Annotated in this window: 25 protein-coding genes; 16 read left to right on the plus strand and 9 right to left on the minus strand. The window is 62.6% G+C overall.

Annotation, left to right across the window (positions count from 1 at the left end):
- Positions 1-186 precede the first annotated feature (186 nt).
- Positions 187-1,299, plus strand: a complete 1,113-nt coding sequence (locus A6D6_RS17090; RefSeq protein WP_133491401.1) for a FliC/FljB family flagellin — start codon at positions 187-189, stop codon at positions 1,297-1,299.
- A 225-nt stretch (positions 1,300-1,524) separates the two neighbouring features.
- On the opposite strand, the gene bla is transcribed toward A6D6_RS17090, so the two are convergent.
- Complete coding sequence (bla, locus tag A6D6_RS17095) at positions 1,525-2,421, minus strand: class A beta-lactamase (RefSeq protein ID WP_159661366.1); 897 nt, start codon at positions 2,419-2,421, stop codon at positions 1,525-1,527.
- 145 nt (positions 2,422-2,566) lie between these two features.
- Here bla and A6D6_RS17100 point away from each other — a divergent pair, with 145 nt between their 5' ends.
- Together A6D6_RS17100 and A6D6_RS17105 are read left to right on the plus strand one after the other, a co-directional pair.
- Positions 2,567-3,460, plus strand: a complete 894-nt coding sequence (locus A6D6_RS17100; RefSeq protein ID WP_159661367.1) for a LysR family transcriptional regulator — start codon at positions 2,567-2,569, stop codon at positions 3,458-3,460.
- Positions 3,461-3,706: 246 nt separating this feature from the next.
- Entirely contained in the window at positions 3,707-4,057 is a 351-nt protein-coding gene (locus A6D6_RS17105; protein WP_133491404.1) for a flagellar protein FlaG, read from the plus strand.
- 165 nt (positions 4,058-4,222) lie between these two features.
- Here A6D6_RS17105 and fliE read toward each other — a convergent pair whose 3' ends face one another.
- On the minus strand, positions 4,223-4,540 hold the full coding sequence (fliE, locus tag A6D6_RS17110; RefSeq protein ID WP_133491405.1) for a flagellar hook-basal body complex protein FliE: 318 nt from the start codon (positions 4,538-4,540) through the stop codon (positions 4,223-4,225).
- A gap of 264 nt (positions 4,541-4,804) precedes the next feature.
- On the opposite strand from fliE, the gene fliF reads away from it, so the two are divergent.
- The 13 genes from fliF (at position 4,805) to fliR (ending at position 15,627) form a co-directional block, all read left to right on the plus strand.
- The gene (gene fliF, locus A6D6_RS17115) at positions 4,805-6,499 is read left to right on the plus strand and encodes a flagellar basal-body MS-ring/collar protein FliF (RefSeq protein WP_159661368.1); all 1,695 of its coding nucleotides are present in this window, start codon (positions 4,805-4,807) and stop codon (positions 6,497-6,499) included.
- On the plus strand, positions 6,486-7,502 hold the full coding sequence (gene fliG / locus A6D6_RS17120) for a flagellar motor switch protein FliG (RefSeq protein ID WP_159661369.1): 1,017 nt from the start codon (positions 6,486-6,488) through the stop codon (positions 7,500-7,502). The genes fliF and fliG overlap by 14 nt, the downstream gene beginning before the upstream one ends.
- Positions 7,495-8,205, plus strand: coding sequence for a flagellar assembly protein FliH (fliH, locus tag A6D6_RS17125; RefSeq protein WP_236564145.1), 711 nt, complete (start codon positions 7,495-7,497; stop codon positions 8,203-8,205). Before fliG ends, fliH begins: the two co-directional genes overlap by 8 nt.
- Positions 8,202-9,560: a flagellar protein export ATPase FliI gene (gene fliI, locus A6D6_RS17130; protein ID WP_159661370.1), complete on the plus strand. Its 1,359-nt coding sequence runs from the start codon at positions 8,202-8,204 to the stop codon at positions 9,558-9,560. Before fliH ends, fliI begins: the two co-directional genes overlap by 4 nt.
- Positions 9,557-10,012: a flagellar export protein FliJ gene (fliJ, locus tag A6D6_RS17135; RefSeq protein ID WP_133491409.1), complete on the plus strand. Its 456-nt coding sequence runs from the start codon at positions 9,557-9,559 to the stop codon at positions 10,010-10,012. Before fliI ends, fliJ begins: the two co-directional genes overlap by 4 nt.
- A 17-nt stretch (positions 10,013-10,029) precedes the next feature.
- Positions 10,030-11,094 (plus strand): flagellar hook-length control protein FliK, encoded by a 1,065-nt coding sequence (locus A6D6_RS17140; protein WP_159661371.1) that lies wholly within the window; start codon positions 10,030-10,032, stop codon positions 11,092-11,094.
- A gap of 228 nt (positions 11,095-11,322) precedes the next feature.
- Complete coding sequence (gene fliL / locus A6D6_RS17145) at positions 11,323-11,790, plus strand: flagellar basal body-associated protein FliL (RefSeq protein ID WP_201303827.1); 468 nt, start codon at positions 11,323-11,325, stop codon at positions 11,788-11,790.
- Between the two features lie 42 nt (positions 11,791-11,832).
- Entirely contained in the window at positions 11,833-12,864 is a 1,032-nt protein-coding gene (fliM, locus tag A6D6_RS17150) for a flagellar motor switch protein FliM (RefSeq protein WP_159661373.1), read from the plus strand.
- Entirely contained in the window at positions 12,857-13,363 is a 507-nt protein-coding gene (gene fliN / locus A6D6_RS17155; RefSeq protein WP_159661374.1) for a flagellar motor switch protein FliN, read from the plus strand. The genes fliM and fliN overlap by 8 nt, the downstream gene beginning before the upstream one ends.
- A 3-nt stretch (positions 13,364-13,366) precedes the next feature.
- The gene (fliO, locus tag A6D6_RS17160; RefSeq protein WP_159661375.1) at positions 13,367-13,792 is read left to right on the plus strand and encodes a flagellar biosynthetic protein FliO; all 426 of its coding nucleotides are present in this window, start codon (positions 13,367-13,369) and stop codon (positions 13,790-13,792) included.
- Positions 13,789-14,547 (plus strand): flagellar type III secretion system pore protein FliP, encoded by a 759-nt coding sequence (gene fliP, locus A6D6_RS17165; RefSeq protein WP_500778906.1) that lies wholly within the window; start codon positions 13,789-13,791, stop codon positions 14,545-14,547. Before fliO ends, fliP begins: the two co-directional genes overlap by 4 nt.
- A gap of 13 nt (positions 14,548-14,560) precedes the next feature.
- The gene (fliQ, locus tag A6D6_RS17170) at positions 14,561-14,830 is read left to right on the plus strand and encodes a flagellar biosynthesis protein FliQ (protein ID WP_133491415.1); all 270 of its coding nucleotides are present in this window, start codon (positions 14,561-14,563) and stop codon (positions 14,828-14,830) included.
- 5 nt (positions 14,831-14,835) lie between these two features.
- Positions 14,836-15,627, plus strand: coding sequence for a flagellar biosynthetic protein FliR (fliR, locus tag A6D6_RS17175; RefSeq protein WP_159661376.1), 792 nt, complete (start codon positions 14,836-14,838; stop codon positions 15,625-15,627).
- A gap of 246 nt (positions 15,628-15,873) precedes the next feature.
- Here fliR and flgL read toward each other — a convergent pair whose 3' ends face one another.
- From flgL to A6D6_RS17210, 7 genes are all read right to left on the minus strand, one after another.
- Positions 15,874-17,067 (minus strand): flagellar hook-associated protein FlgL, encoded by a 1,194-nt coding sequence (gene flgL / locus A6D6_RS17180; RefSeq protein ID WP_133491417.1) that lies wholly within the window; start codon positions 17,065-17,067, stop codon positions 15,874-15,876.
- 20 nt (positions 17,068-17,087) lie between these two features.
- The gene (gene flgK / locus A6D6_RS17185; protein ID WP_159661377.1) at positions 17,088-18,707 is read right to left on the minus strand and encodes a flagellar hook-associated protein FlgK; all 1,620 of its coding nucleotides are present in this window, start codon (positions 18,705-18,707) and stop codon (positions 17,088-17,090) included.
- 225 nt (positions 18,708-18,932) lie between these two features.
- Complete coding sequence (gene flgJ, locus A6D6_RS17190) at positions 18,933-19,832, minus strand: flagellar assembly peptidoglycan hydrolase FlgJ (RefSeq protein ID WP_159661378.1); 900 nt, start codon at positions 19,830-19,832, stop codon at positions 18,933-18,935.
- Positions 19,832-20,968 (minus strand): flagellar basal body P-ring protein FlgI, encoded by a 1,137-nt coding sequence (locus tag A6D6_RS17195; RefSeq protein WP_201303828.1) that lies wholly within the window; start codon positions 20,966-20,968, stop codon positions 19,832-19,834. Before A6D6_RS17195 ends, flgJ begins: the two co-directional genes overlap by 1 nt.
- Positions 20,969-20,982: 14 nt before the next feature.
- Positions 20,983-21,675 (minus strand): flagellar basal body L-ring protein FlgH, encoded by a 693-nt coding sequence (locus A6D6_RS17200; protein ID WP_159661379.1) that lies wholly within the window; start codon positions 21,673-21,675, stop codon positions 20,983-20,985.
- Positions 21,644-22,426: a flagellar basal-body rod protein FlgG gene (gene flgG, locus A6D6_RS17205; RefSeq protein WP_133491421.1), complete on the minus strand. Its 783-nt coding sequence runs from the start codon at positions 22,424-22,426 to the stop codon at positions 21,644-21,646. Before flgG ends, A6D6_RS17200 begins: the two co-directional genes overlap by 32 nt.
- 53 nt (positions 22,427-22,479) lie before the next feature.
- The gene (locus A6D6_RS17210) at positions 22,480-23,217 is read right to left on the minus strand and encodes a flagellar basal body rod protein FlgF (RefSeq protein ID WP_133491422.1); all 738 of its coding nucleotides are present in this window, start codon (positions 23,215-23,217) and stop codon (positions 22,480-22,482) included.
- Between the last annotated feature and the right edge of the window lie 4 nt (positions 23,218-23,221).

Here is a 23,221-nt window from a genome sequence, read left to right on the forward strand (position 1 = left end):
CTCTTCGACCTGGTGTTCTAAAGCGTCCGGCATCAAGCGTCCGGCGTCCGGCTTTTTTTCTCCCCCCCCCTAAAGCTCCCCGCCGAACCGCCGAAAGACTGAATAACGGCCCGCGCCGTTGCGGCGCTCCCGATGGGAGCCGCCGGTGGAGCTAAACCGATTTGGTCACCAGCAAAGGACACTGATATGTCAGTCATCAACACCAACATTACCGCCATGATCGGCCAGCAGAACCTGGGCCGTTCCCAGAGCGCGCTGCAAACCTCAATGGAGCGTCTGTCTTCCGGCCTGCGTATCAACAGCGCCAAGGACGATGCCGCCGGTCAGGCCATCGCCAACCGCATGAGCTCCCAGATCACCGGTCTGTCCCAGGCCCAGCGTAACGCCAACGACGGCATCTCCGTGGCCCAGACCGCGGAAGGCGCCCTGAACCAGATCAACGACAACCTGCAGCGTGTCCGCGAACTGACGGTTCAGGCACAGAACGGCACCAACAGCGGCTCTGACCTGACCTCCATCCAGGACGAAATCAATCAGCGCCTGTCAGAAATTGATCGCATTTCCAAAGAAACCGACTTCAACGGCGTTAAGGTACTGGCCAGCAACCAGGATCTGTCCATTCAAGTTGGCGCCAATGATGGCGAGAAGATCACCCTGAACCTGAAAGAGATCAACTCCACCACCCTCAAGCTCGGCGGCTTCAATGTGGGCTCGCTGTCCGGCTCCCTGACCGAAATCACCACCGATGATGGCGCCGGCAACACCACTACCAACCAGATCGACCTGAGCGGCATTGCCAACGGTCCAGCCGGTGATGTTACTTTGCACGGTTATGGCGCCTACGACTCCACCACAGGCAAATACGCTGAGTACGCCATCAAGGACGAAGACGGCAACATGTACAAAATTGCCGCCGCCGATGTTGCAGCCAACGGCGCGGTAACCCACGATTTCACCGATGCGGCGGGTCTGCAAGCCGCCAAGGATGCATACGACGCCGACGCGGAAGCTGGCCTGACCGCCACCGCCAATCCGCTGGATACCCTGGACACCGCTCTGAGCACCGTGGATTCCCTGCGTTCCGAGCTGGGTGCCATGCAGAACCGTTTCGAGTCCGCCATCACCAACCTTGGCACCACCGAAACCAACCTCTCCGCAGCCCGTTCCCGCATCGAGGACGCGGACTACGCGGTGGAAGTGTCCAACATGACCCGTGCGCAGATTCTGCAGCAAGCCGGTACTTCCGTGCTGGCTCAGGCCAACCAGGTACCGCAGTCCGTGCTGTCCCTGTTGGGTTAATGTTTATCGGTGCCCGGCCCCTGGCCGGGTGCTGCTTTTGCGCTCACCTTCGCATCAGGCCCCCATTTTTTGGGGGCTTTTTTGTGACCGCCGCCCTACACCGGTTCGCTGCCAAGGCAGCTTCCCACAGCGGCTTCGTAATTCCCTCTGTGGGAAGCTGCCTTGGCAGCGAATACAGAATGGACTCTCGCGCCAGTAGCTTGGCTTGCAGGGCAAGCGCCCCTTCTACCCTTTACTCACCATCTCCGCCACCTCGGCGATGATCCGGTCCCGGGCTCCGGCTTCCGCCTTTGGCATCTCGCAATACACCGTCACCAATATTGCCCCCCGGTCCCGCGACCAAGCCACACCAATGTCATTACCGTAGCCCAGTTCATCGCCGCTGGTGCCGGTTTTGTCGGCCACCAGCCAGCCGTCCGGAAAGCCGGCACGCAGCCGCCGGTCCCCGGTTTTGTTGGCGATCATCCACGCCGCCAGTTGCGCGCGGCCGTGGGCGGAAAGCACTTCGCCGAACAACAACCGATGCAGGGTCTCCAACATCGCCGCAGGCGAGGTGGTGTCGTATTCGCCATCAGGACCACCATAACCATTCAGTTCCGGCTCCAGCCGATCCAGCCGTGTCACTGGATCACCGCTTTCGCGCAGAAAATCCGTCAGCGCCCCGGGGCCGCCAAAGCTCTTTATCAGCAGGTTGGCGGCACCGTTGTCGCTCCAGGCCACCGCCGCTTCACACAGCTCCGCCACGGTCATGCCCCCTTCTCCGGTTCGCTTCCCGGTCACCGGCGACCAGCCCACCAGATCCTCCCGGGACACCAACAGCCGCCGGTCCAGACTCTCCTCGCCGCGATCCACCCGCGCCAGCACCAGTGCCGCCGCCAACGCCTTGAAGGTACTGCACATAAGAAAACGCTCATCCACACGGTGGCCGGCACGATAGCCGGTGGCGAGATTCCAGACCGCCACCCCGACACGGCCACCATGCCGGTGCTCCCACTCCTGGCACCGGCGACTCAGCAGGTCACTCACCTTACCGTGATCGGTGGCCTTCGCCGCCAGCCCCATGGCCGGCAACGCCAACATGGAGCCCAGCAGAAAACCTCTGCGTGACAGTCCCGCGTTCATATCCCGTTCTCCTTGCCATTTCCGCGCCTTCGGCCCTTTCCGTCCGGTCGCGACGGCTACTATGGGAAGCCACCAACGCGTTGACAAACGATCAATTCTCCACTCAGATATGAGAAAACCTTGGCCTTCGACCAGAATCGCTCCAATGGATGTTCCGCAACTGCCCCTGAATGCCCTGCGCGCCTTCGAGGCTTCCGCCAGGCTGTGCAACTTCACCCGCGCCGGACAGGAACTCAACGTCACCCAGACCGCCATCAGCCACCAGGTCAAGGCGCTGGAAGACCAACTTGGCGTTACCCTTTTTACCCGGCTTCCCCGGGGGCTGGCGCTCACTGATGAAGGTCAGGCGCTACTGCCGGTCCTGACCGACGCTTTTCGCCGTATCAGCGGCGCCGTCACCCGCGTGCAAGAAGGCCGTTTCCAGGAAGTGGTGACCCTTGGCGTGGTCGGTACCTTCGCCTCGGGGTGGCTGCTGCCACGCCTGTCCGACTTCCGTGATCGCCACCCGGCCATCGATTTGCGTTTGAAGACCAACAACAACGTGGCGGATATCGTCGCCGAAGGGTTGGATTACTTCATTCGCTTCGGTGATGGCGCCTGGCACGGTACCGACGCTGTTCCGTTACTGGACGCGCCGCTGTCGCCAGTCTGTGCCCCGGCGCTGGCGAACCAGTTGAAGCAACCGGCGGACTTGCACGCGGTGCCACTGCTGCGCTCGTTCCGCCGCGATGAATGGGAGCGCTGGTTCCGGGCCGCCGACACGGTACCGGCGACACCCCGGGGCGGCATGTTTGATTCCTCTGCCCTGTTGCTGGAAGCCGCCGCGGGCGGCGAAGGCGTGGCCCTGTTACCTGTGACGATGTTCCAGGAAGTGCTGAAACAAGGCCGGGTGAAGCAACCCTTCGAACTGGCCGTGGATACCGGCCGCTACTGGCTGACCAAACTGAAATCGCGGGAAGAAACGCCAGCCATGCTGCAGCTTCGCGCCTGGCTGGAACAATCTTTACGCGGAGGCGGCGCCGCGGCCTTGCCGAGATGAATTTGGAGATTGCCACGAAGCTGCTGTGGGAAGCTGGCTTGCCAGCAAATCCAGCGTGAATTCATATCTGTGGCCCCATTCGCTGCCAAGGCAGCTTCCCACAGCGGCTTCGTAGTCTGGTTGGTGGGAAGCTGCCGAATCGGAATGCAGGCATGCCAGCACTTCGCCCCAACCTCTAAAGTTTTTCCATGGCACGCCGATACTCCTGCCAGACGTTACCTGTGAAAACCAATAAGGATCATCGCCATGAGCGCTCCGGTGGACCCGCTGGCCTCGTCGTTGCCGTCACAGTTTTCTTTTCAATCCGCCCGGCAGAGGGTGGAACGGGTGCTGGCTCAGTTACCCCTGACCGATTCGCAAACCCGCCAGCCCGAGCCGGACCGCGACAGCCTGGTGGAGCCGGTGCAACGGATCAACGACGTGTTGCGCCCCTACGGTGTGCAGTTTGATCTCAGTGATGATTCCGGCCGGACCATCATTCTGGTGGTGGACCGGGAGAGCGGCCAGGTGATCCGCCAGATACCGCCGGAGGAAGCGCTCAATGCCTATCAGCGCATGGAAGAAATGAAAGGGCGACTGTTGCGCTTGGAAGTATAAGCCGGACGCCGGACGCCGGACGGACGCCGGACGCCGGACGCCGGACGCCGGACGCCAAAAGATGAAAAGCCGACCCGAACGCCTCGGCAAGCCCCGAATGCGTTTATTTACATCCGCCATGCTCTCCGTCTCGGTGTTCCAAAGCGTCTGGCGTCAAGCGCTCCCTCACACCTGCATATTCATGATTTCTTTATAGGCGGACACCAGCCGGTTACGCATTTGCACGCCCATTTCAAACGCCACACTGGCCTTCTGCGAATCCACCATTACCTGCGGCAATGACACATTCGGATCCCCGGCCTGAAAAGCCCGGGCCTGCTCTCCGGCGGCCTGCTGCAAACCATTGATCCGCTCCAGCGACGCACGCAACTCGTTGGCGAAATCACCATGCCCGCCGGTGGAGCCGGAACCGGACACCCCCCCGGCATCCGCGGCCAGTTGCCTCATCTGACTCAGCACGGATTGAATCTCCGGCGTGCTCATTTCGCTGTCTCCGGTTTTTTTGATAGGGCCCAGACTAGCAAGGCGGTCCGAATCGCGATGCCGGTAATTAACGACAAAAAGACAGGCTTTTCTCGCCTTTGCGTGGCGGCGCTCTACGCATAATGGCAAAGCCCACGGCTCCATAAGCCCGTTCACGCAAGCGACCATAGGTTAGGCAAGGGTGATCATGTATCGCGTTCTTCTGCATCGACAGCGTCCCCGGCGCGGACTCGCGCACCGCCTTGAAGCGGGAACCCGGCCATCATGAGCGGGGCGTCCACCGGCAACGCCACCACCGCCACGGGCCAGTCCAGCCCGCTGGCTCCCTGGCTGGCCAGGCTGCGCGCCAATCCGCTTATCCCATTACTGGTGGCGGGCGCCGCAGTGGGGGCGATCGTCGCCGCGTTGTTGCTGTGGGCCAGCGCTCCCACCTACCGCGTGTTGTTCAGCAATCTCACCGAAGCGGACGGCGGCCGCATCATCGCCGCCCTTGAACAACAGGGTGTGCGGTACCGTTTCAGCGAGGGCGGTCAGGCCCTGCTGGTGCCCGGCGATCAGGTGCACAAGCTACGTTTGCAACTGGCGGAACAGGGGCTGCCGGAAGGCGGCAATGTGGGCCTGGACATCATGGAGAAGCAGGCGTTCGGCGTCAGCCAGTTCGCCGAGCAGGTGAACTTCCAGCGCGGCCTGGAAGGCGAGCTGGCCCGCTCCATCGAAGCGCTGGGTCCGGTGGAACGGGCCCGTGTGCACCTGGCGCTGGCCAAACCCTCTGTCTTCATCCGCGACCGCCAGCCCGCCAAAGGCTCGGTGGTTCTGACACTGCAGCCCGGCCGCGCGCTCGGCGACGCCCAGGTCAACGCCATGGTTCATTTGGTGGCCAGCAGCGTACCGGAACTGGCGCCGGAAGACGTCACCGTGGTGGATCAAGGCGGCCGCCTGCTGTCCCGGGAAACCGGCCCCGGCCATGATCTGGACGGCACCCGCCTGCGCTATACCGAGGAAGTGGAGCGCGCCTATCAACAGCGCATCGAAAAAATCCTGGAGCCGATTCTCGGCCGTGGCAATGTGCGGGCCCAGGTCACCGCGCAGATCGACTTCAGGCGCCGCGAGCAAACCGAGGAACGCTACGGCCCGAATCAGGACGGCAACCCGGCGGCGATTCGCAGCAAACGCATCAATGCTGTTTATGAAGACCCGGACGGCGGTGCCAGCGGTATCCCCGGCGCGCTCAGCAACACGCCTCCGGGGGAAGCCGCCTCGCCGATCAACAACGACGGTGGCGACAATGATGATGAGGAAGACACCCCTCCCCAGCGCGTCCGCCAGGACGATCTGATCAACTACGAGCTGGATCGCAACGTCACCCACACCCAACATCATCAGGGCGGCATTCAACGCCTGTCCGTGGCGGTGGTATTGAATTACAGGGAAAAGACCGGCGAGGACGGCACCGTTCAACTGGCCCCGCTGAGCGACGAGGAACTCGACCGCATCACCGACCTGACCCGGCACGCCATGGGGTTCTCGGCGGAGCGCGGCGACGGCCTGGAGGTGGTCAACAGTCCGTTCGCCGATTTGTCCGAGCCGTTCGAGGAAAGGCCCTGGTGGCAATCACCGCAGTGGGTGGATCTGGCGTTGGGTCTGGGCCGCTATCTGCTGGTGGCGCTGGCCGCCCTGCTGCTCTACCGGTTGATCCTGCGCCCGTTGATACAGCGCTATACCGCCTCTCCCGCCGAGCCGCCCCGGCCGACGGCGGGGGGTAATGTCTCCACCGTGGTCGGCGACGACGAGGACGACGACCTGGATCCGGAAGAAGCCGTGGCCCGGCGCCGGCGCCAGCGGCGCAAGACCCTGATGTACGAAAGCAATCTGAAGGACCTGCAGGACCTGGCCCGGGACGACCCGGCCATGGTGGCCATGATCCTGCGTAGTTGGATGAACCGTAATGAGTCGACCTGACAGCAGCGCGCGCACCGCCAGCGGCGCCCGGCGCGCCGCCATTCTTTTGCTGGCCCTGGACGAAGACAGCGCCGCGGAAGTATTCCGTCACCTGTCCGCCCGAGAGGTGCAGGACATCAGTCAGGAAATGGCCGGCCTGAAGCACATTTCCCATGAGGAAATGCATCAGGTACTGGAGGATTTTTACGACGAACAGGAGCAATTCGCCGCCCTCAACCTGCGTTCCACCGATCACATCCGTTCGGTGCTGGTCAAGGCGCTGGGGCAGGAACGGGCCTCCAGTCTGCTAGAGGATATTTTCGAACAGCACGCCGGCAATTCCGGTATCGACGCGCTCAATCTGATGGACGCCAATGTGGTGTCGGAAATGATTCGTGACGAACACCCGCAGATCATCGCCACCATCCTGGTTCATCTGGAACGGCGCCAGGCCGCCGACGTGCTCGAACAGTTCGACGAGAGATTACGCAACGACGTGGTATTGCGCATCGCCACGTTCAGCGGTGTGCAGCCGGCGGCATTGCAGGAGCTCACCGAGGTACTCGGCGGCATGCTCGATGGTCAGAACCTCAAACGCAGCAAGATGGGCGGGGTGCGCACCGCCGCCGAGATTCTCAACCTGATGAACTCCAGCCAGGAAGAAGCGGTGATCAAAACCGTGCGCGCCCACAACGAGGATCTGGCCCAGCGCATCATTGACGAGATGTTCCTGTTCGAGAATCTGCTGGAACTGGACGACCGCAGCATCCAGCTATTGCTCAAGGAGATCGACACCAAGTCGCTGATGGTGGCACTCAAAGGCGCCGAGGAAGCACTTACCGAAAAATTCCTGCGCAACATGTCCCAGCGTGCCGCCTCTCTGTTGCGCGAGGACATGGAAGCCAGTGGCCCAATACGGGTTTCGCAGGTGGAAAACGAACAGAAAGCCATTCTGCAGATAGTGCGCCGCCTCGCCGACAATGGCGACATCGTACTTTCCGGCGGGGACGATCTGTATGTCTGATTCCACCTCCCCGAGCGCGTCCTGGCGACGCTGGCGAATGGGTGATCTGGAACGCCCGCGAGCCGAGCGTCCGGAGACCAAGGCGGCCAGCCCACAACGCCCCGCGGATCAAAGCTTTGATGCGCGCTCCGAACTGAACGCCCTGCGCCGGCAGGTCCGTGACCAGGCCTACCAGGAGGGCCGCCAGGCCGGTTTCGAGGCCGGTCAGGAACAAGGCTATACCCAGGGTCTGGAACAAGGTCGCCACGATGGCGAGCAACAAGCACGGGAGCAGGCGGCGGCCAGTCTCGCTCCCCTGGCCGAACTCGCCACCCAGTTTCAAAACGCGATCCAGACCCTCGATCGGCAGATCGCCGACGACCTGGTCGATCTGGCCCTGGCGGTGGGCAAGCAGCTGGCCGGCGAGGCGCTTACCGCTCGTCCTGAGCAGGTGCTGGCTCTGGTGCGAGAGCTGCTCCACCAGGAACCGCAACTGGGCGCCGACCCACGCCTGTGGCTGCACCCGGATGACCTGGTCCTGGTGGAAGAGCATCTCGCCACGGAACTGACCGCCGCCGGCTGGCAGGTCCGGGTCGACCCGGACCTGCAACGGGGCGGCTGCCGGGTCACCGGTGATGCCGGCGAACGGGACGCCAGTCGCGCCTGCCGCTGGGACATGCTGCTGGCCAAACTGCGGCGCCAACCGCGCGAGACTGAAACTTGACGGCCACGACTCACCATGACCATTGGCGCGAGGCCCTGCAACGGGTCGGCCAGCGCCTGACCAGCACGCCCCCCTACCGGGAGAGCGGCCGCATCGTGCGGGCCACCGGTTTGGTGCTGGAAGCGGTGGGTCTGCGTGTTCCTCTCGGCAGCGGCTGCCGCATTGAGCTGGCCGGGCGCGGGTTCGCCGAAGCTCAGGTGGTTGGATTCGCCGGCGAGCGATTGTATCTGATGCCCTTGGCGGAGCTGCACGGGCTGTCCCCCGGAGCCCGGGTGTTACCACTCGCCGATGAAGGCGGCACTCGCCGTTTTCCGCTCGGCGACACCCTGTTGGGGCGGGTGGTGGACGGCAACGGCATGCCTCTGGATGGCGGCGCGTCGCTTGGCGACTGTCCCCATGGCGGTCTCGACAGTGTTCCTCTCAATCCCATGGACCGGGCGCCCATCGACACCCCGATTGATGTCGGTATCCGCGCCATCAACGCTCTGCTCACCATCGGCCGGGGACAACGCATGGGCCTGTTCGCCGGTTCCGGCGTGGGCAAATCGGTACTGCTGGGAATGATGGCCCGCTACACCAGCGCCGATGTCATCGTGGTGGGCCTGATCGGCGAGCGGGGCCGCGAGGTGAAGGAGTTCATCGAGCATATTCTCGGTCCCGAGGGCCGCCGCCGGGCGGTGGTGGTGGCGGCCCCGGCGGACACGTCGCCCTTGCAGCGTCTGCAAGGCGCGGCCTACGCCACTCGGTTGGCGGAGGGTTTTCGCGACGCCGGCCACAACGTGCTGTTAATCATGGATTCGCTGACCCGTTACGCCATGGCGCAGCGCGAAATCGCCCTGGCCATCGGCGAACCACCCGCCACCAAGGGCTACCCGCCGTCCGTGTTCGCCAAGTTGCCGGGGCTGGTGGAGCGGGCTGGTAACGGTACCCCCGGCAGTGGTTCGATCACCGCTTTTTACACCGTGCTCACCGAAGGCGACGACCAGCAGGATCCGATCGCCGACGCCGCCCGCGCCATTCTCGATGGTCATGTGGTGCTGTCGCGCTCCCTGGCCGAGGCCGGCCACTACCCGGCCATCGATATCGAGGCCTCGATCAGCCGGGCCATGACGCAGCTGGTGCCCGCCGCCCAGCTACGCCGGGCCCAGCGCTTCAAACAGCTTTTTTCCCTGTATCAGCGCAACCGCGATTTGATCGGCGTCGGCGCCTACAGCCCCGGCCACGATCCGCAGCTGGATCAAGCAGTGCAGCTGTATCCGCGCCTGGAAGTGCTGCTGCGCCAGGACACCAACGAATGCGCCGGGCTGCAGGACGCCCACGGCGCCTTGACCCACCTGATCGGAGATCCGCCATGACACCCTCGTCGCCGTTGGACACTTTGATCGAGCAGGCCCGCCAGGCCCGCGATCAGGCCGGACACAGCCTGGCCGACGCCCGGCGCGGTCAGCAAAACACCGTGGCGCAATTGTCCACGCTGGAGAATTACCGCAATGAGTACGCCGGCCGGTTACAGGACGCTCTTGCCCGGGGTATGGATACACTGACGCTAAATACCTATCGCCGCTTCCTGGCCTCCCTGGATCAGGCCATCGAACAGGCACGGCGGGTATTGAACGAGCAACAGCGCGCCGTCGACGCCGGCCAGGACCATTGGCGTCAACGGCAACAGCGGCTGTCCTCATTCGATACCCTGGCGACGCGTCGCCAACAGCAACAGCAATACCGGGAACACCGCCAGGAACGGCGACAAACCGATGACATCGCCGGCAACCTGCACCAACGCCGGCGCCCCGGCACAGCGACCTGAAGAGTCGGAGGAGCCCCATGGACATTCAATCTCTGTTGACCCTGCCCGGCGGTGGCCTGAAGCCCGCCACGAACGCTGCCCCCGCCGAAGGCACGGACTTCGCCACGGCCTTGCGGTTACTGAGCCAGAACGCCGCTCAACCGGCGCCGGCCGGACTTCAGGCTGACCTCCCCGCCGCCACGGCGCTGACGCCGCTGTCCGATAACACGCTCAGCCAGGCATTGACCGCGCCCTTGCTCGGTGACGTAAAAGGGCCGTTGAAAGCATTGCCGGAGCACGCCACGGACCGGGAGGCCGGAGACGAACCGGAAGCGGTGACGGTGCCGTTGACGCCGATGGTTCAGGCCGCCGCCCCGGCGACACCCGCCGGCGAGAACGCGGACGCGGGTTCCGAATCACGGGAAGCCCGCGCGCCAGCCATGGTCACGCCGCCCTCCCCGGTCACGGCGGATGCCCAAGGGCTCAAGATGGAAAACCAAAGCTCCGCTCCGCCGTTGCCTCCCCCCACGGCCACGGCGGAATCCATGGACCCGACCCGGCCGCCGGTGTCATCCACCAGCGCGGATGCGCCCTTGATCAGCGCTTCCGCCAATGAGCGGCCCACCACCTTAACGGCACCGACAACACCGTCGCCCACCGTGATCAGCGCCGCCCTCACCACCACCGTGGGTCAGCCGGGCTGGGGCCAGGAGCTGGGCCTGCAATTGGCACAATGGCAACAGCGTGGTGAACATCGGGTGGAACTGCATCTGCATCCGGCGGAGCTGGGACCGCTGTCGGTCTCCCTCAAGGTGGATGACCAGGGCGCCCAGGCCCAGTTCTTCTCCGCCCACGGCCAGGTCCGCCAGGCCCTGGAACAGGCGCTGCCGCAACTGCGCGAGGCGTTGGCGCAGCAAGGTATCAGCCTGGGTGAGGCCAGTGTCAGCGATCAGCAATCGGGGCAACAGCAACCGTCCCATTTCGCACAACCGGAATCCGGTGCCTCATCCAACGCCCTACTGACCGACACCGAAATTCCCGAGCCTACCAGTTCTCCGACTCGCACTGTGTCGGTGAGTCAGGGTGTGGATTTGTACGCTTGAGATGCCGGGCTCCGGCCCGTTATTCGCTGGCAAGCCAGCTTCCCACGGAAGAGGAGCGACGTAGCCACTGTGGGAGACTGCCTTGGCAGCGAATGATGCACCGCTACCCTTCTCCCCAAGCCTAAAACCCCGAGATAACCCCATTAGCGCGTCCTATTCCAGCCATGGTCATGGCTTCGTCATCGGCATACTCGACGGCGTGAGGAGTAGTTGATCAGGCGGATGAGCATGGCCGAAAAAAAAGGTTCACGGAAACTGATGTGGCTGATCGCCGCGTTGTTGGTGATGACCACCTCGCTGGCGGCGGCCAATGTCTATTTGCTGATGGATAAGAAAGGCGGCGACACGCACGCGGCAAAAGTGGTGCGGACCGCGCACTCACCGATCTACGTCAAGGTCGACCCGTTCACGGTGAACCTGCGCGACGATTTGTGCGGGCGTCACCTGTTGTACGCGGGGATATCCCTGCAGGTAGGCGACAGCGCCACCGAGGACTTCCTCAATGATTTCATGCCCCAGGTGCGCAGCCGGCTGCTGTTGCTGACCTCCGGCCAGCGGGCCGAGGAAATGATGACGCCGGAAGGGAAACAGGCACTGATCAAACAGATCCTCGCGCTGTTCGAAGAAGAGCTGGTGAGCGGCCAGCCGACGCTGCGGGTGGACGATGTTCTGTTCACCGAGTTCATCGTGCAATGACACGCCTTTCGATATTCACCGACGCCGCCCGACGATAACGCCATGTCCCAAGACGATCTGCTGTCCCAGGAAGAAATCGACGCGCTACTGAACGGCCCGGGCGGCGATGATGACGGCGCCAAGGCCGACGAATCGCGCGTCAAACCGTATGACCCGGCCTCGCAGCATCGGGTGATCCGGGAACGGTTGCATAGCCTGGACATCATCAACGAACGCTTCGCCCGTCATTTCCGCGTGGCCCTGTTCAACCTGATCCGGCGCAGTGCCGATATCACCGTGGATTCCGTGCGCTATCAGAGTTTCAAGGATTTCGCCCGCAATCTGCCGGTGCCGACCAATCTCAATCTGATCGCGATGAAACCACTGCGCGGCACCGCCCTGGTGGTATTTCCACCCGGCCTGGTGTTCATGGTGGTGGACAATCTGTTCGGCGGCGATGGTCGTTTCCTGACCCGCTCCGAGGGCCGGGAATTCACCAATACCGAACAGCGGATCATTCGCCGGGTGCTGCGCCTCGCCATCGATGCCTACCAGGAATCCTGGAGCACCGTTTTCGCCCTGGACGTCCAGTATCTGCGTTCGGAGATACAGGCCAAGTTCGCCAACATCACCAACTCCCCCAATGAGATCGTGGTCAATACCACTTTCCATCTGGAGGTCGGCAATCTGGCCAGCGACTTTCAGGTGTGCATCCCCTACTCGATGATCGAGCCGCTACGCGATGTGCTCACCAACCTGGGCCCCAATGGCCGCGAAGGGGATCAAAGCTGGACCCGGCGGATGGCCGGCGAGTTACGCCAGACCGAGGTGGAGCTGGTGGCGGAGTTCGTTTCCGTGGCCAGCCGCATCGCGGACGTGATGGCACTGAAGCAAGGCGATGTATTACCCATCGAACTACCGGACAGTGTCCGCGCCCACGTGGACGGTGTTCCAGTCATGGAGTGTGAATACGGCAGCCGTGAAGACCAGCGGGCGTTGCGCGTGGTGCGAATGATCGATCACACCGGTCCACCTTCGAGCTCCCCGTTCGTTAAAGCGTCCACGCCGCAACCCAAGGAATCCGAAGATGAGTGATCCCAATAAACCCGAGCAGCCGGAGCAGCCGGAGCAGCCGGACCACGATGACCTCTGGTCCGAAGCGTTGAACGAAAAAAACAGTGGCGGCGAGGACGACCCCTGGGCCGAAGCCCTGGCCGAGCAGCAAGCCGGTGACGCCAGCGATGACCCGACCGGCGGCGGCGATGCCACCCGCAACGCAGGTGGCCAGGTGTTCAAGCCACTGGAAGCGGAAGCCGGGTCTGGTTCCGGGCCGCGCGATCTGGAAATGATCATGGACATTCCGGTGAAGCTGACGGTGGAGCTGGGGCGTACCCGCATCACCATAAAACAGCTGCTCGAGCTGGCTCAGGGGTCAGTGATTGAACTGGACGGCCTGGCCGGCGAGCCCATGGACATTCTGATCAATGGATACCTGATCGCCCAAGGCGAGGTGGTGGTGGTGGACGATCGCTACGGCATCCGTATCACCGAAATCGTCACCCCGTCCGAACGGGTCCAGAAGCTGAATCGCTGAACCATGAACACCGATACCCTGACACAACACGGTGAAGGCTGGATCGGACTCGCGGTGATCGGTAAAACCGCGTTCGCCCTGCTGCTTATCGTCGCCATTATCCTGTTGTGCGCCTGGCTGCTGCGCCGCCTCAACAGCCTGCCCGGTCAGGGTCAGGCACTGAAAGTGGTCAGCAGCCGCGCCCTGGGCCCCAAGGAACGGCTGGTCGTGGTGGAGGTGGAAGGCACCTGGCTGGTGCTTGGCGTTAGCGGCGGCGGCATCAGCAAGGTTCATGAATTGCCGGCGCCGAAGCGAGCCGCGCTCGCGGGCGAGCATCGGGACGTCGCGAATCAGGACATCAGTTTCGCCGCGCGCTTCGCCAAAGCGCTCAACGGGAGCGAGCGGAAAGGGTCCGGCGGCACCGGCAAAACCCGCGGGACCGGATCATGAAGCGCGGCCAGCGCTGGCTGCTGGTGGCCACCCTGCTGGTGTCCGCGCTGATGCTGCCTGATCTGGCCGGGGCGCAAGCCAGCATTCCCGGTCTCACCAGCCAGCCCACCGCCGACGGCGGCCAGCAGTGGTCGATCCAGCTGCAAACGTTGTTGCTGCTCAGCAGCCTGGCGTTCCTGCCCGCTCTGTTGCTGATGATGACCTGCTTCACCCGCATCATCATCGTGTTCAGTTTGCTCCGCACCGCCATGGGGACCCAGTCGGCGCCGCCCAATCAGGTTCTGCTCGGACTCACTCTGTTTCTCACTTTCTTTATTATGTCGCCGGTGTTGAACCGGGTTTATCAGGAAGCCTGGGTGCCGTTGTCCAACGATGAAATGGGCTTCGAGCAGGCGCTCAGCGTCGGCAGCGAGCCGTTCCGGGAATTCATGATGGCGCAGACCCGGGAGCCGGATCTGGCGCTGTTCGCGCGGCTGGCCAAGGCGGAAAACCTGAATGGGCCGGAGGACGTGCCATTGCGCGTGTTGCTACCGGCGTTCGTGACCAGCGAACTGAAGACCGCGTTTCAGATTGGCTTCACCATTTTCATTCCATTTCTGATCATCGATCTGGTGGTAGCCAGCGTGTTGATGGCCCTGGGCATGATGATGGTGCCGCCAGCGACCATTTCGCTGCCTTTCAAACTGATGCTGTTCGTGTTGGTGGACGGTTGGCAACTGCTGATCGGCTCGCTGGCGCAGAGCTTTTTCGTCTGACCGGAGGAACGCCATGACACCGGAAGCGGTAATGGGCCTGGCCTATCAGGGCATGATGGTAACGCTGATGCTGGCGGCGCCGCTGTTGATCACGGCTCTGGTGATCGGTCTGTTGGTCAGTCTGTTCCAGGCCACCACCCAGATCAACGAGATGACGCTTTCGTTCATTCCGAAGATTCTCGGTGTGTTCGCGGTGGTGGTGCTGGCCGGTCCATGGCTGCTGCATCTGATCATCGACTTCACCCGCGAGCTGTTCCAGAACCTGCCGCTGCTGTTGTCCTGACCCCAATGATTCAGGTCACCTTCGATCAGCTGCACACCTGGCTGACCGCCTTCTGGTGGCCTTTTCTGCGTATTCTGGCGTTTTTCAGCGCCGCGCCGTTGCTCGGCCATTCCAGCGTGCCCCGGCAGATGAAGATTGGCCTGGGGCTGCTGATCTCCATCGCGATCGTGCCTCATCTGCCAGCGCCCCCGGCGATTCCCGTGCTGTCCTGGGCCGGCCTCGGGGTCTCGGTGGAGCAAGTTCTGATCGGCGTGGCCATGGGGCTGGTATTGCGGGTCATGTTCGCGGTGGTGATGGCCGCCGGCGACTTCATCGGGCTGCAGATGGGCCTCGCCTTCGCCACCTTCGTGGCCCCCGACACCGGCGCCAACACCATGATCGTATCGCGTTTTCTGTACATGATAACGCTGCTGATGTTTCTGGCGGTGAACGGCCATCTGATGGTGATCGACACCCTTGCGGGCAGCTTCCGGACACTGCCGGTGGGGCTGGCCGGTCTGGATAGCGATGGCTTCGAACTGCTGGTGCGCTATGGCGGTACGATATTCGCCTCCGGTCTGATGCTGTCGCTGCCTCTGGTCTGTGCACTGCTGATCACCAATCTGGCGCTCGGCATCCTGAATCGCTCCGCGCCTCAGTTAACGGTGTTTTCAGTGGGTTTCCCGTTGTCGTTGACCCTGGGGCTGTTTCTTCTGACCGTACTGATGGGGGACCTTGGGCGTTTTCTTCAGGGCTTGTTCGGGGAAGGACTGGAGGTTTTGCAGCATCTGCTGGAACGTTTGGCATCCCCTGTTTGAGAGGCCTTTGGAGAGATCGACTGTGGGAAGCTTGCTTGCAAGCGAATGGACTTTCCAGCCCAAAGATTCGCTTGCAAGCAAGCTTCCCACAGTGACTTCGTAGGGAATTCCTGAAAAGCCCCGTCATCCCAGGCTTGACCCGGCCCCCTCTGGAGGGCGCATCACTTCGTAGCGGGAGATGCCGGATCCAGTCCGGCATGACGTTTTTCAGCGGCTTCATGGCTCATGCCATGAGAAACCGGCCCTTTACATCCGGTCGAACAGCGACATCCCCTTGATGCCCATGAAGCTCTGTTGAGCGGCTTGCAGACCGACCTGGCGCAGCACGTACTCGGAAATCGCTTCGACGTAATCCAGATCCACCAGATCCGACATGGTCTGCTCGTAGTTGAGGGTACGGTTCTCCGCCACCGTATCCACCACGTCCAACTCGTTAAGGCGGGCGCCAACCGAGGCCCGCACGGTGAGAACATTGTCCAGGCCATTGTCCAGTTCGCGCAGTGCGTTGTTCAGGGTGTTGGTACGCGCCGCCTTCTCCGCGTCGGTGGAGGCCGGATTCTCCAGCACCGCCAGAGCCCGCTCAAAGGTCGCGAACAAGTCCGGATCCATGTCGGCGGCTTTGTCCACCGCGATACTGTCACCGTCCGCCGGCGCGCCTTCCAATGTCATGGAGAGACCGCCGAAACGGATCGGTTCACCTTCCTGATAAGGTTGCGGCACGCCTCCGTTGACCCTGTAGGTGATATCGGTTCCGTCGTCGGCGAACTCGATGGTAAAGGCGCCACCGAAGTCCGGGTCATCGACATCAACCACGTCCGGTCCGGTGAAGGTCAGGGATCCACTATTGCCGCCTTCGGCGCGAGCCAGATAGCCGGCACTGGTATGCACACTCTGGAAGATGTCCTCGCCGTTATCGGACACCGGCATCAAACGGGAGGCATCGATGCGCTGCTGGCGCACCCGGGTATCCCCCACATAGTCCACGCCGCCGCCGTTTTTGACGAACGGCGGGCTGTCGTCCTGGTAGCCGCCGAACAGATAACGGCCGTTACCATCGGTGGCGTTGGCCTGGCCGAGCAGGGTTTCATAGATCCCGCGCAATTCACTGGCGGCGGAATCCCGGTCAGCGTCGCTGAGCGTGCCATTCACCGCCTGCAGGATCAGTGTCTTGGCTTGAGTGATTGAATCACTGGCGCTGTTCAGCACGCTCTCTTCCTGGGACAGCGCATTGCGCGCGCTGACCCTCGCGTCACCATATTGTTCGGTGAGCGCCAGGGATTGCGCCACGCGGACCGCCTGGGAAGCGGCTTGCGGATCGTCGGACGGATTGACTACCCGCCGCCCGGACGCTATCTGCTGACTGACTTTCATGAAGTCCGCCTGCTGCCGGTTCATGGAGGTCATGCTTTGCTCGAACATGGTCACCGTACTGATACGCATAACGAGGGCTCCTTGACCGGTTAACGCAGGCCGAGAATCGAATCCAGCACGGTGCTGCCGACTTCGATCACCTTGGCGTTGGCCTGGAAATACTGTTGGAAACGGATCAGGTTGGTGGCTTCCTCATTGAGGTCCACCCCGGATACCGACTGTTGCACGGCGCTGAGTTGCTCCTGCAAACCCTGCTGTGCCGCCAGATTCACCTTGACGATATTGGTGCGGTTGCCAACGTCCCCCACCAACGAGGCGTAAGCCTGGCTGAACGTGGCGTTGCCGCTGACCAGAGACTGGTTCTGCAATTCCTGCAGCGCCAGCGCGTTTTCGTTGTTGCCGCTGCCGGCGGCACTGCCGGCGGCGATCTCGGCGGTATCGCGAATCAGCATTTCCATACCACCGGCGGCATACCGGGTGGGCTGAACCTCGAAGCGATCATTGGCGACGAGCTGTGTCGGGTCATCAATGGTGACGACCACGCCACCGAAGCTGAGCTGGTTATTGGCATCCAGGGTGGCATTGACGGTTTCGCCATTGTCCTTGCGAGTAATGGCGAACTCACCGGTGGCGGGATCAACCACGGTCACCGTGTAATCGCTGGTGGTCAAATCACCGGCATCGCCAAAGGCAACCGACAGCGTGGCGGTGCCGGTGTTATCGGCGTGGCTGTACAGGCGGGGGGTACCAATGGCGAACATGTCGCCGCCGGCGTCGCCATTCAAATCAACACCGGCACGGTGCTGCTCATTGAAGGCCCCGGCCAGGGATACCGCCAGACGGCCCAGCTCGTTCTGGGTTTTATCCAGAGTCTCTTCGCGGAAGTTCAACAGCCCGCCCAGGGTACCGCCCTGAATGTTCTTGCTCTTCAGTTCCACCAGGTTACCGGCGGAGTCGTGGTAGCCCACCACCAGACGGGACGGGTCGGTCTTTGATTCCACCGCTTCCAGATCGAAACTACGGGTACCGGCCACCAGCGGCTGGCCATTACCGATACTCAGGTTGTAGGTGCCGCTTTCCTGCACCGACAACTTGACGTCGATACGCTCACTCAGTTCCGCCACCAACTGGTCGCGTTGATTGAGCAAGGCGTTCGGTGCTTCGCCCTGCTTGGCTTTGGCCAGGGCAATTTCCCGGTTCAGATTGGCGATCTGCTCGGCGGTGTTGTTGATCTGAGTGATCTCGTCACTGATCTGTCCGTTAATACCACTCTGCATGTCATCCAGGTATTGCTGGAACGAGCGGAACTGGGCGGACAAGGTATCGGCGCTACCGATCACGCCCTGGCGGGACGCGGGGTCGGAAGGCGCCCCGGCCAGGTCTTCCAGGGAGGAGAAAAATTTCTGGATCAGCGGAGCCAGGCCGGCCTCCTGATCCGCCAACAGATTGTCAATCTGGCTGACCTGAGTCTGGTAGGCCTGCAAGGCGCTGGCGTTGCTGGTGGATTGATTCAGTTGCTCGGCCACGTATTGGTCGAACTGACGCTGAATGTCGTTTACCCGCACGCCGTTGCCGACCCCGCGTTCACCCAGCAAAACCAGCTCCCGGTTGTAGCCGGGCGTGTAGACGTTACTGATGTTGTTGCTGGTGGTGTACAGCGCGTTCTGGGCCGCGTTCAGACCACTCAGGCCAATGGAAAACAAGCTCATCGACGGTATCCCTGCGTTATCTAATCAGGTTATCGGCGGCGGCGGGCGCTACTTGAGTCCCGGCGGCGGTTTTATTTGTATTGACGGCCAGAGCATCTGATGTTCGACCTTTTTATATGGCTCGTCATTCGCTGCCAAGGCAGCTTCCCACAGCGGCTCCGTAGTAACCTGCTGTGGGAAGCTGCCTTGGCAGCGAATAGCGCACCCGCACATTGCGGGATTACATTAGTCGATCGTCGTGCTTGCCAGCGAGGTGCCGCTCAATCCCTCCATGACCGCAATCAATTTCTCCGCGTAGGCCGGATCGGTGGCGTAACCGGACGCTTGCAGGGCACGAGCGGCGCTGTGCGCATCCGGCGCCGACATTACCCCGGCGTAACGCGGATTTTCAGTGAGCAGACGACCATGATCGGCGAAGGCATCGGCGTAAGAGTCATAAACACGGAAACGATCCACCTGCCGAACCTTCTCACCATCCACGTACTCGTGGGTGATAATGTCGGTCGTGTTGCCGCGCCACCCCGTCCCGGCCTTGATGCCGAACAGGTTATGACTGTCGGCGCCCTCGGCGGTGTGAATGCGATGGCGCCCCCAACCGGTTTCCAGCGCCGCTTGCGCCAGCAGCAATTCCCGTGGCAGACCGCTGCGTTCACTGGCTTCGCCGGCGGGCCCGGAGAGCCGTTGCAGGAACGCCTCCTTGCTCCATTCCGCCTGACGTTCCACCACCCCGGCAAAGCGGTCCGGCGCGGTGACCGGTAACGCCTGCTTCGCCCCCAAAGCACGGGGCACGGCTCCAAAAGCAGCCGGCACCTCGGTACCGCCGCCGGCCCGTGGCGACAACTGGCTGATCAGTTGCTCCGCCAGACCGACGCCACGACCCGCCACATGTTGCGCCATCTGCTGGTCCGCCAGCGATTGATAGAAGCGGGACTGGTTGCTGTCGAGCAAATCCGAACGAGGGACCGCATCACGCATGCTCTTGACCATCCGCTGCAAGAACAACGCTTCGAACTGTTGCGCCGCGTGCGCCAATTGTTTGGCCGGTTCCAGAGCGGCTTTTTGCTTGAGCCGCTGCAGCCCCTGCAAATCGAGGGCGAACTGGTTATTGCCCGCGCCAACAGCCATCACAGTATCTCCAGTTCCGCGCGCAGCGCGCCGGCTGACTTGAGCGCCTGAAGGATCGACATCAGATCCTGGGGCGTGGCGCCCAAGGCATTCAGCGCGTCCACCACTTCCATCAGGTCCGCGCCTTCCACCACCTGCAGTGCCCCGCCCTCCTGCTCGATACGAATATCACTGTCCGGCACCACCACGGTTTCCCCGTCACCAAACGGCGCCGGCTGGCTGACACCAAAACGGGTGTCGATGGTGACCGAGAGGTTGCCGTGGGCCACCGCCGCCGGTCGCAGCGTGACGCGCCCGTTCAACACCACCGAACCGGTACGGGCATTGATTACTACCTTGGCGGGGGCGTCCGAAGGATTCAGCGCAATGCGTTCCACCCGCGCCATGAACGCCACCCGGCGATTATCGTCGCGGGGGCCGACCAGACGAATGACACCACCGTTGACGGCACTGGCCACCGGCGAGCCAAACTCCTGGTTGATCGCCTGCACCGCGCGCCAGGTGGTATCGAAATCGGCGTCGTGGAACTGCAATTCCAGCACACCGTTGTCACCACCGAGTTGTAACGGCACTTCCCGTTCCACCATGGCACCGCCGCTGATACGACCGCCGGCCTGCTGATTGATCTGAGCACTGCTGCCGCCGGACTCGGCGCCAACCCCACCGACCAGCAAGTTACCCTGGGCCAGAGCATAGGTTTGGCCGTCCACGCCTTTCAGCGGCGTCATCAGCAAAGTGCCTCCACGCAGGCTGCGTGCATTGCCCACCGAGGACACCACCACGTCAATGCGTTGCCCGGGACGGGCGAACGCCGGCAGATCGGCGGTCACCATCACCGCCGCGACATTTCGCAGCTGCATATTAGTGCCCGCCGGCACGGTGATACCCAGTTGCGAAAACATATTGGTCAGTCCCTGGGTGGTGAACGGCGTCTGCATGGTCTGGTCGCCGCTGCCATCCAGCCCCACCACCAGGCCATATCCCACCAGGGTGTTGTCGCGCACGCCGGCGAAGCTGGCCAGTTCCCGCAGGGTTTCCGCGCCGGCGCACAGTGGCCAGGACAGCAGTAGGAACAGCCATGCCGCGAACCATCCGGGGCGGTGCGATCGGGGGCGAGGAAAGGCAAACTGTTTCATGTTTGGCGCCGCCATCAGAACGGGGAGAGATTCAGGAAGAACCGCTGCAGCCACCCCATGTGCTGAGCTTCATTGATGTAGCCGTCGCCGACATATTCGATGCGCGCGTCGGCGACCCGGGTGGACAGTACCGAGTTGTCGCCACGAATCACCTGGGGATCCACCACGCCGGCGAAACGGATGAATTCCGTTCCCTGATTGATGGCGATCTGCTTTTCCCCCCGCACCCGCAAATTGCCGTTACCCAATACTTCCAACACGGTCACCGTGAGTGTGCCGGTGAAGCTGTTGTTGGCCCGGGAGCCGCCGCCCGCTTCGAAGGTGTTGGCACCGCTCAGGTCAAAACCATAGTCGGCCAGATCCTCCAGCCCCTTGGGCAGCACTTGCGGCGTAAAGGTGCTGTTGCCGGTACGGTTGGCATTACTGCTGGAGACTTTGCTGGCGCTGACTTCTTCGTCGAACACAATGGTCAGCACATCACCGGTCATACGCGGCCGGTTGTCCTCGAACAGCGGGTGATAGCCACGCCTGGCCTGAAAAATGGAGCCGTTGGCCTGGGGCGCCGGCGGCTGGGCGATCTCCACCCGCTCCTGTTCACCCACCACGGAAGGGCGCGGCAGTTGCGCGCAGCCCGCCAACAGAAACAGGCCCAGGGCCAGCCCCCACCGGCGCGGATCAGAGCTGGGTGAGCCGGGCAAGCATTTCATCGGAGGTTTGCACTGCCTTGCTGTTGATCTCATAGGCCCGCTGGGTCTGGATCATGTTGACCATTTCCTCCACCACATTGACGTTGGAGGTTTCCACATAGGATTGGTAAATCCGGCCGGCGCCGTTCATGCCCGGCATGCTTTCGGTACGCATACCGGAAGCGGCGGTCTCCAGGTAAAGATTCTCGCCGATGCTTTCCAGGCCGGCGGCGTTAACGAACGTGGACAGGGTCAACTGCCCCACTTCGCGGGCATCGGTGGAACCGGGCTCGGTGATGGAAACAATACCGTCCTGACCGATGGTGACGCTGAGCGCGTTATCGGGAATCAGGATCGCCGGCTCCAGCGGGTAACCACTGGACGTCACCATCTGGCCGTTCTCATCCAGCTGGAAGCTGCCGTCACGGGTATAGGCGATGGTACCGTCCGGCATCAGCACCTGGAAAAACCCCTTGCCGTTGATCGCCAGATCCCGTGAGTTACCGGTCTGCTCAAGCCCCCCCTGAGCGTGCAAACGTTCGGTGGCCACCGGCCGCACCCCGGTGCCGATCTGCAGACCGGACGGCAAGCGGTTCTGTACATCGTTCTGACCGCCGGGCTGACGCAGATTCTGATACAACAAATCCTCGAACACGGCGCGGGATTTCTTGAACCCATTGGTGCTGACGTTGGCCAGGTTATTGGCGATCACGTCCATCTTCACCTGCTGCGATTCGAGACCGGTCTTGGCGGTCCACAAAGAGCGAATCATGGCGATGTCCTCTTTCGGTTATCTCGTTATCGGGCCGCATTCGCGGGCCGACCTCAGTTCATCGACAACAGAGCGTTGGCGCGCTGTGAGTTCTGGTCGGTGTGCTCGATCACTTGCAGCTGCATCTCGTAGCGGCGGGCGGTGTTGATCATCGACACCATGGCTTCCATGGTGCTGACGTTGCTGCCTTCCAGGGCACCGGATTGCAGACGACCCAATTCATCACGCGGCAGCACACCGGCTCCGGCGCGGAACAAACCGTCATCACCGCGCTCAAGATTTCCGGCGGCGGCGTTAACCAGTTTCAGACGTCCGACCTCGGCGATGGCATCGGGCTGCTCCCCGGCGCCGATGGCGCTGACGGTGCCGTCGGCGCCGATCGAGAGGCTGGCACCGAGCGGCACCACGATGGGGCCGCCATCGCCAATCACCGGCCGGCCGGCACTGGTCAGCAATCCCTCGCCGTTGACCTGAAGATCACCTCGACGGGTGTACGCCTCGGTGCCGTCGGCGCCCTGTACCGCCAGCCAGTTGCCCTCCTGCAGAGCCACGTCCAGATCACGACCAGTGGCGTTGATCGGACCGATACTGAAATCGGTGCCCGGCGTGGTCGCCATCATCGACACCCGCGTCGGCAGTGCTCCGTCACCCCGCACCGGCACCGCCCGCAGCGCGTGAATCTGCTCGCGAAAGCCGGAGGTGGTGGCGTTGGCCAGATTGTTGCTGACCACCGCCTGCTGGTCCTGGCTTTGCTTAGCCGCCACCATGGCGGTATAGAGTATGCGGTCCATATCT

It is taken from the genome of Alcanivorax xiamenensis (assembly GCF_009846745.1).
GTDB classification, from domain to species: domain Bacteria; phylum Pseudomonadota; class Gammaproteobacteria; order Pseudomonadales; family Alcanivoracaceae; genus Alloalcanivorax; species Alloalcanivorax xiamenensis.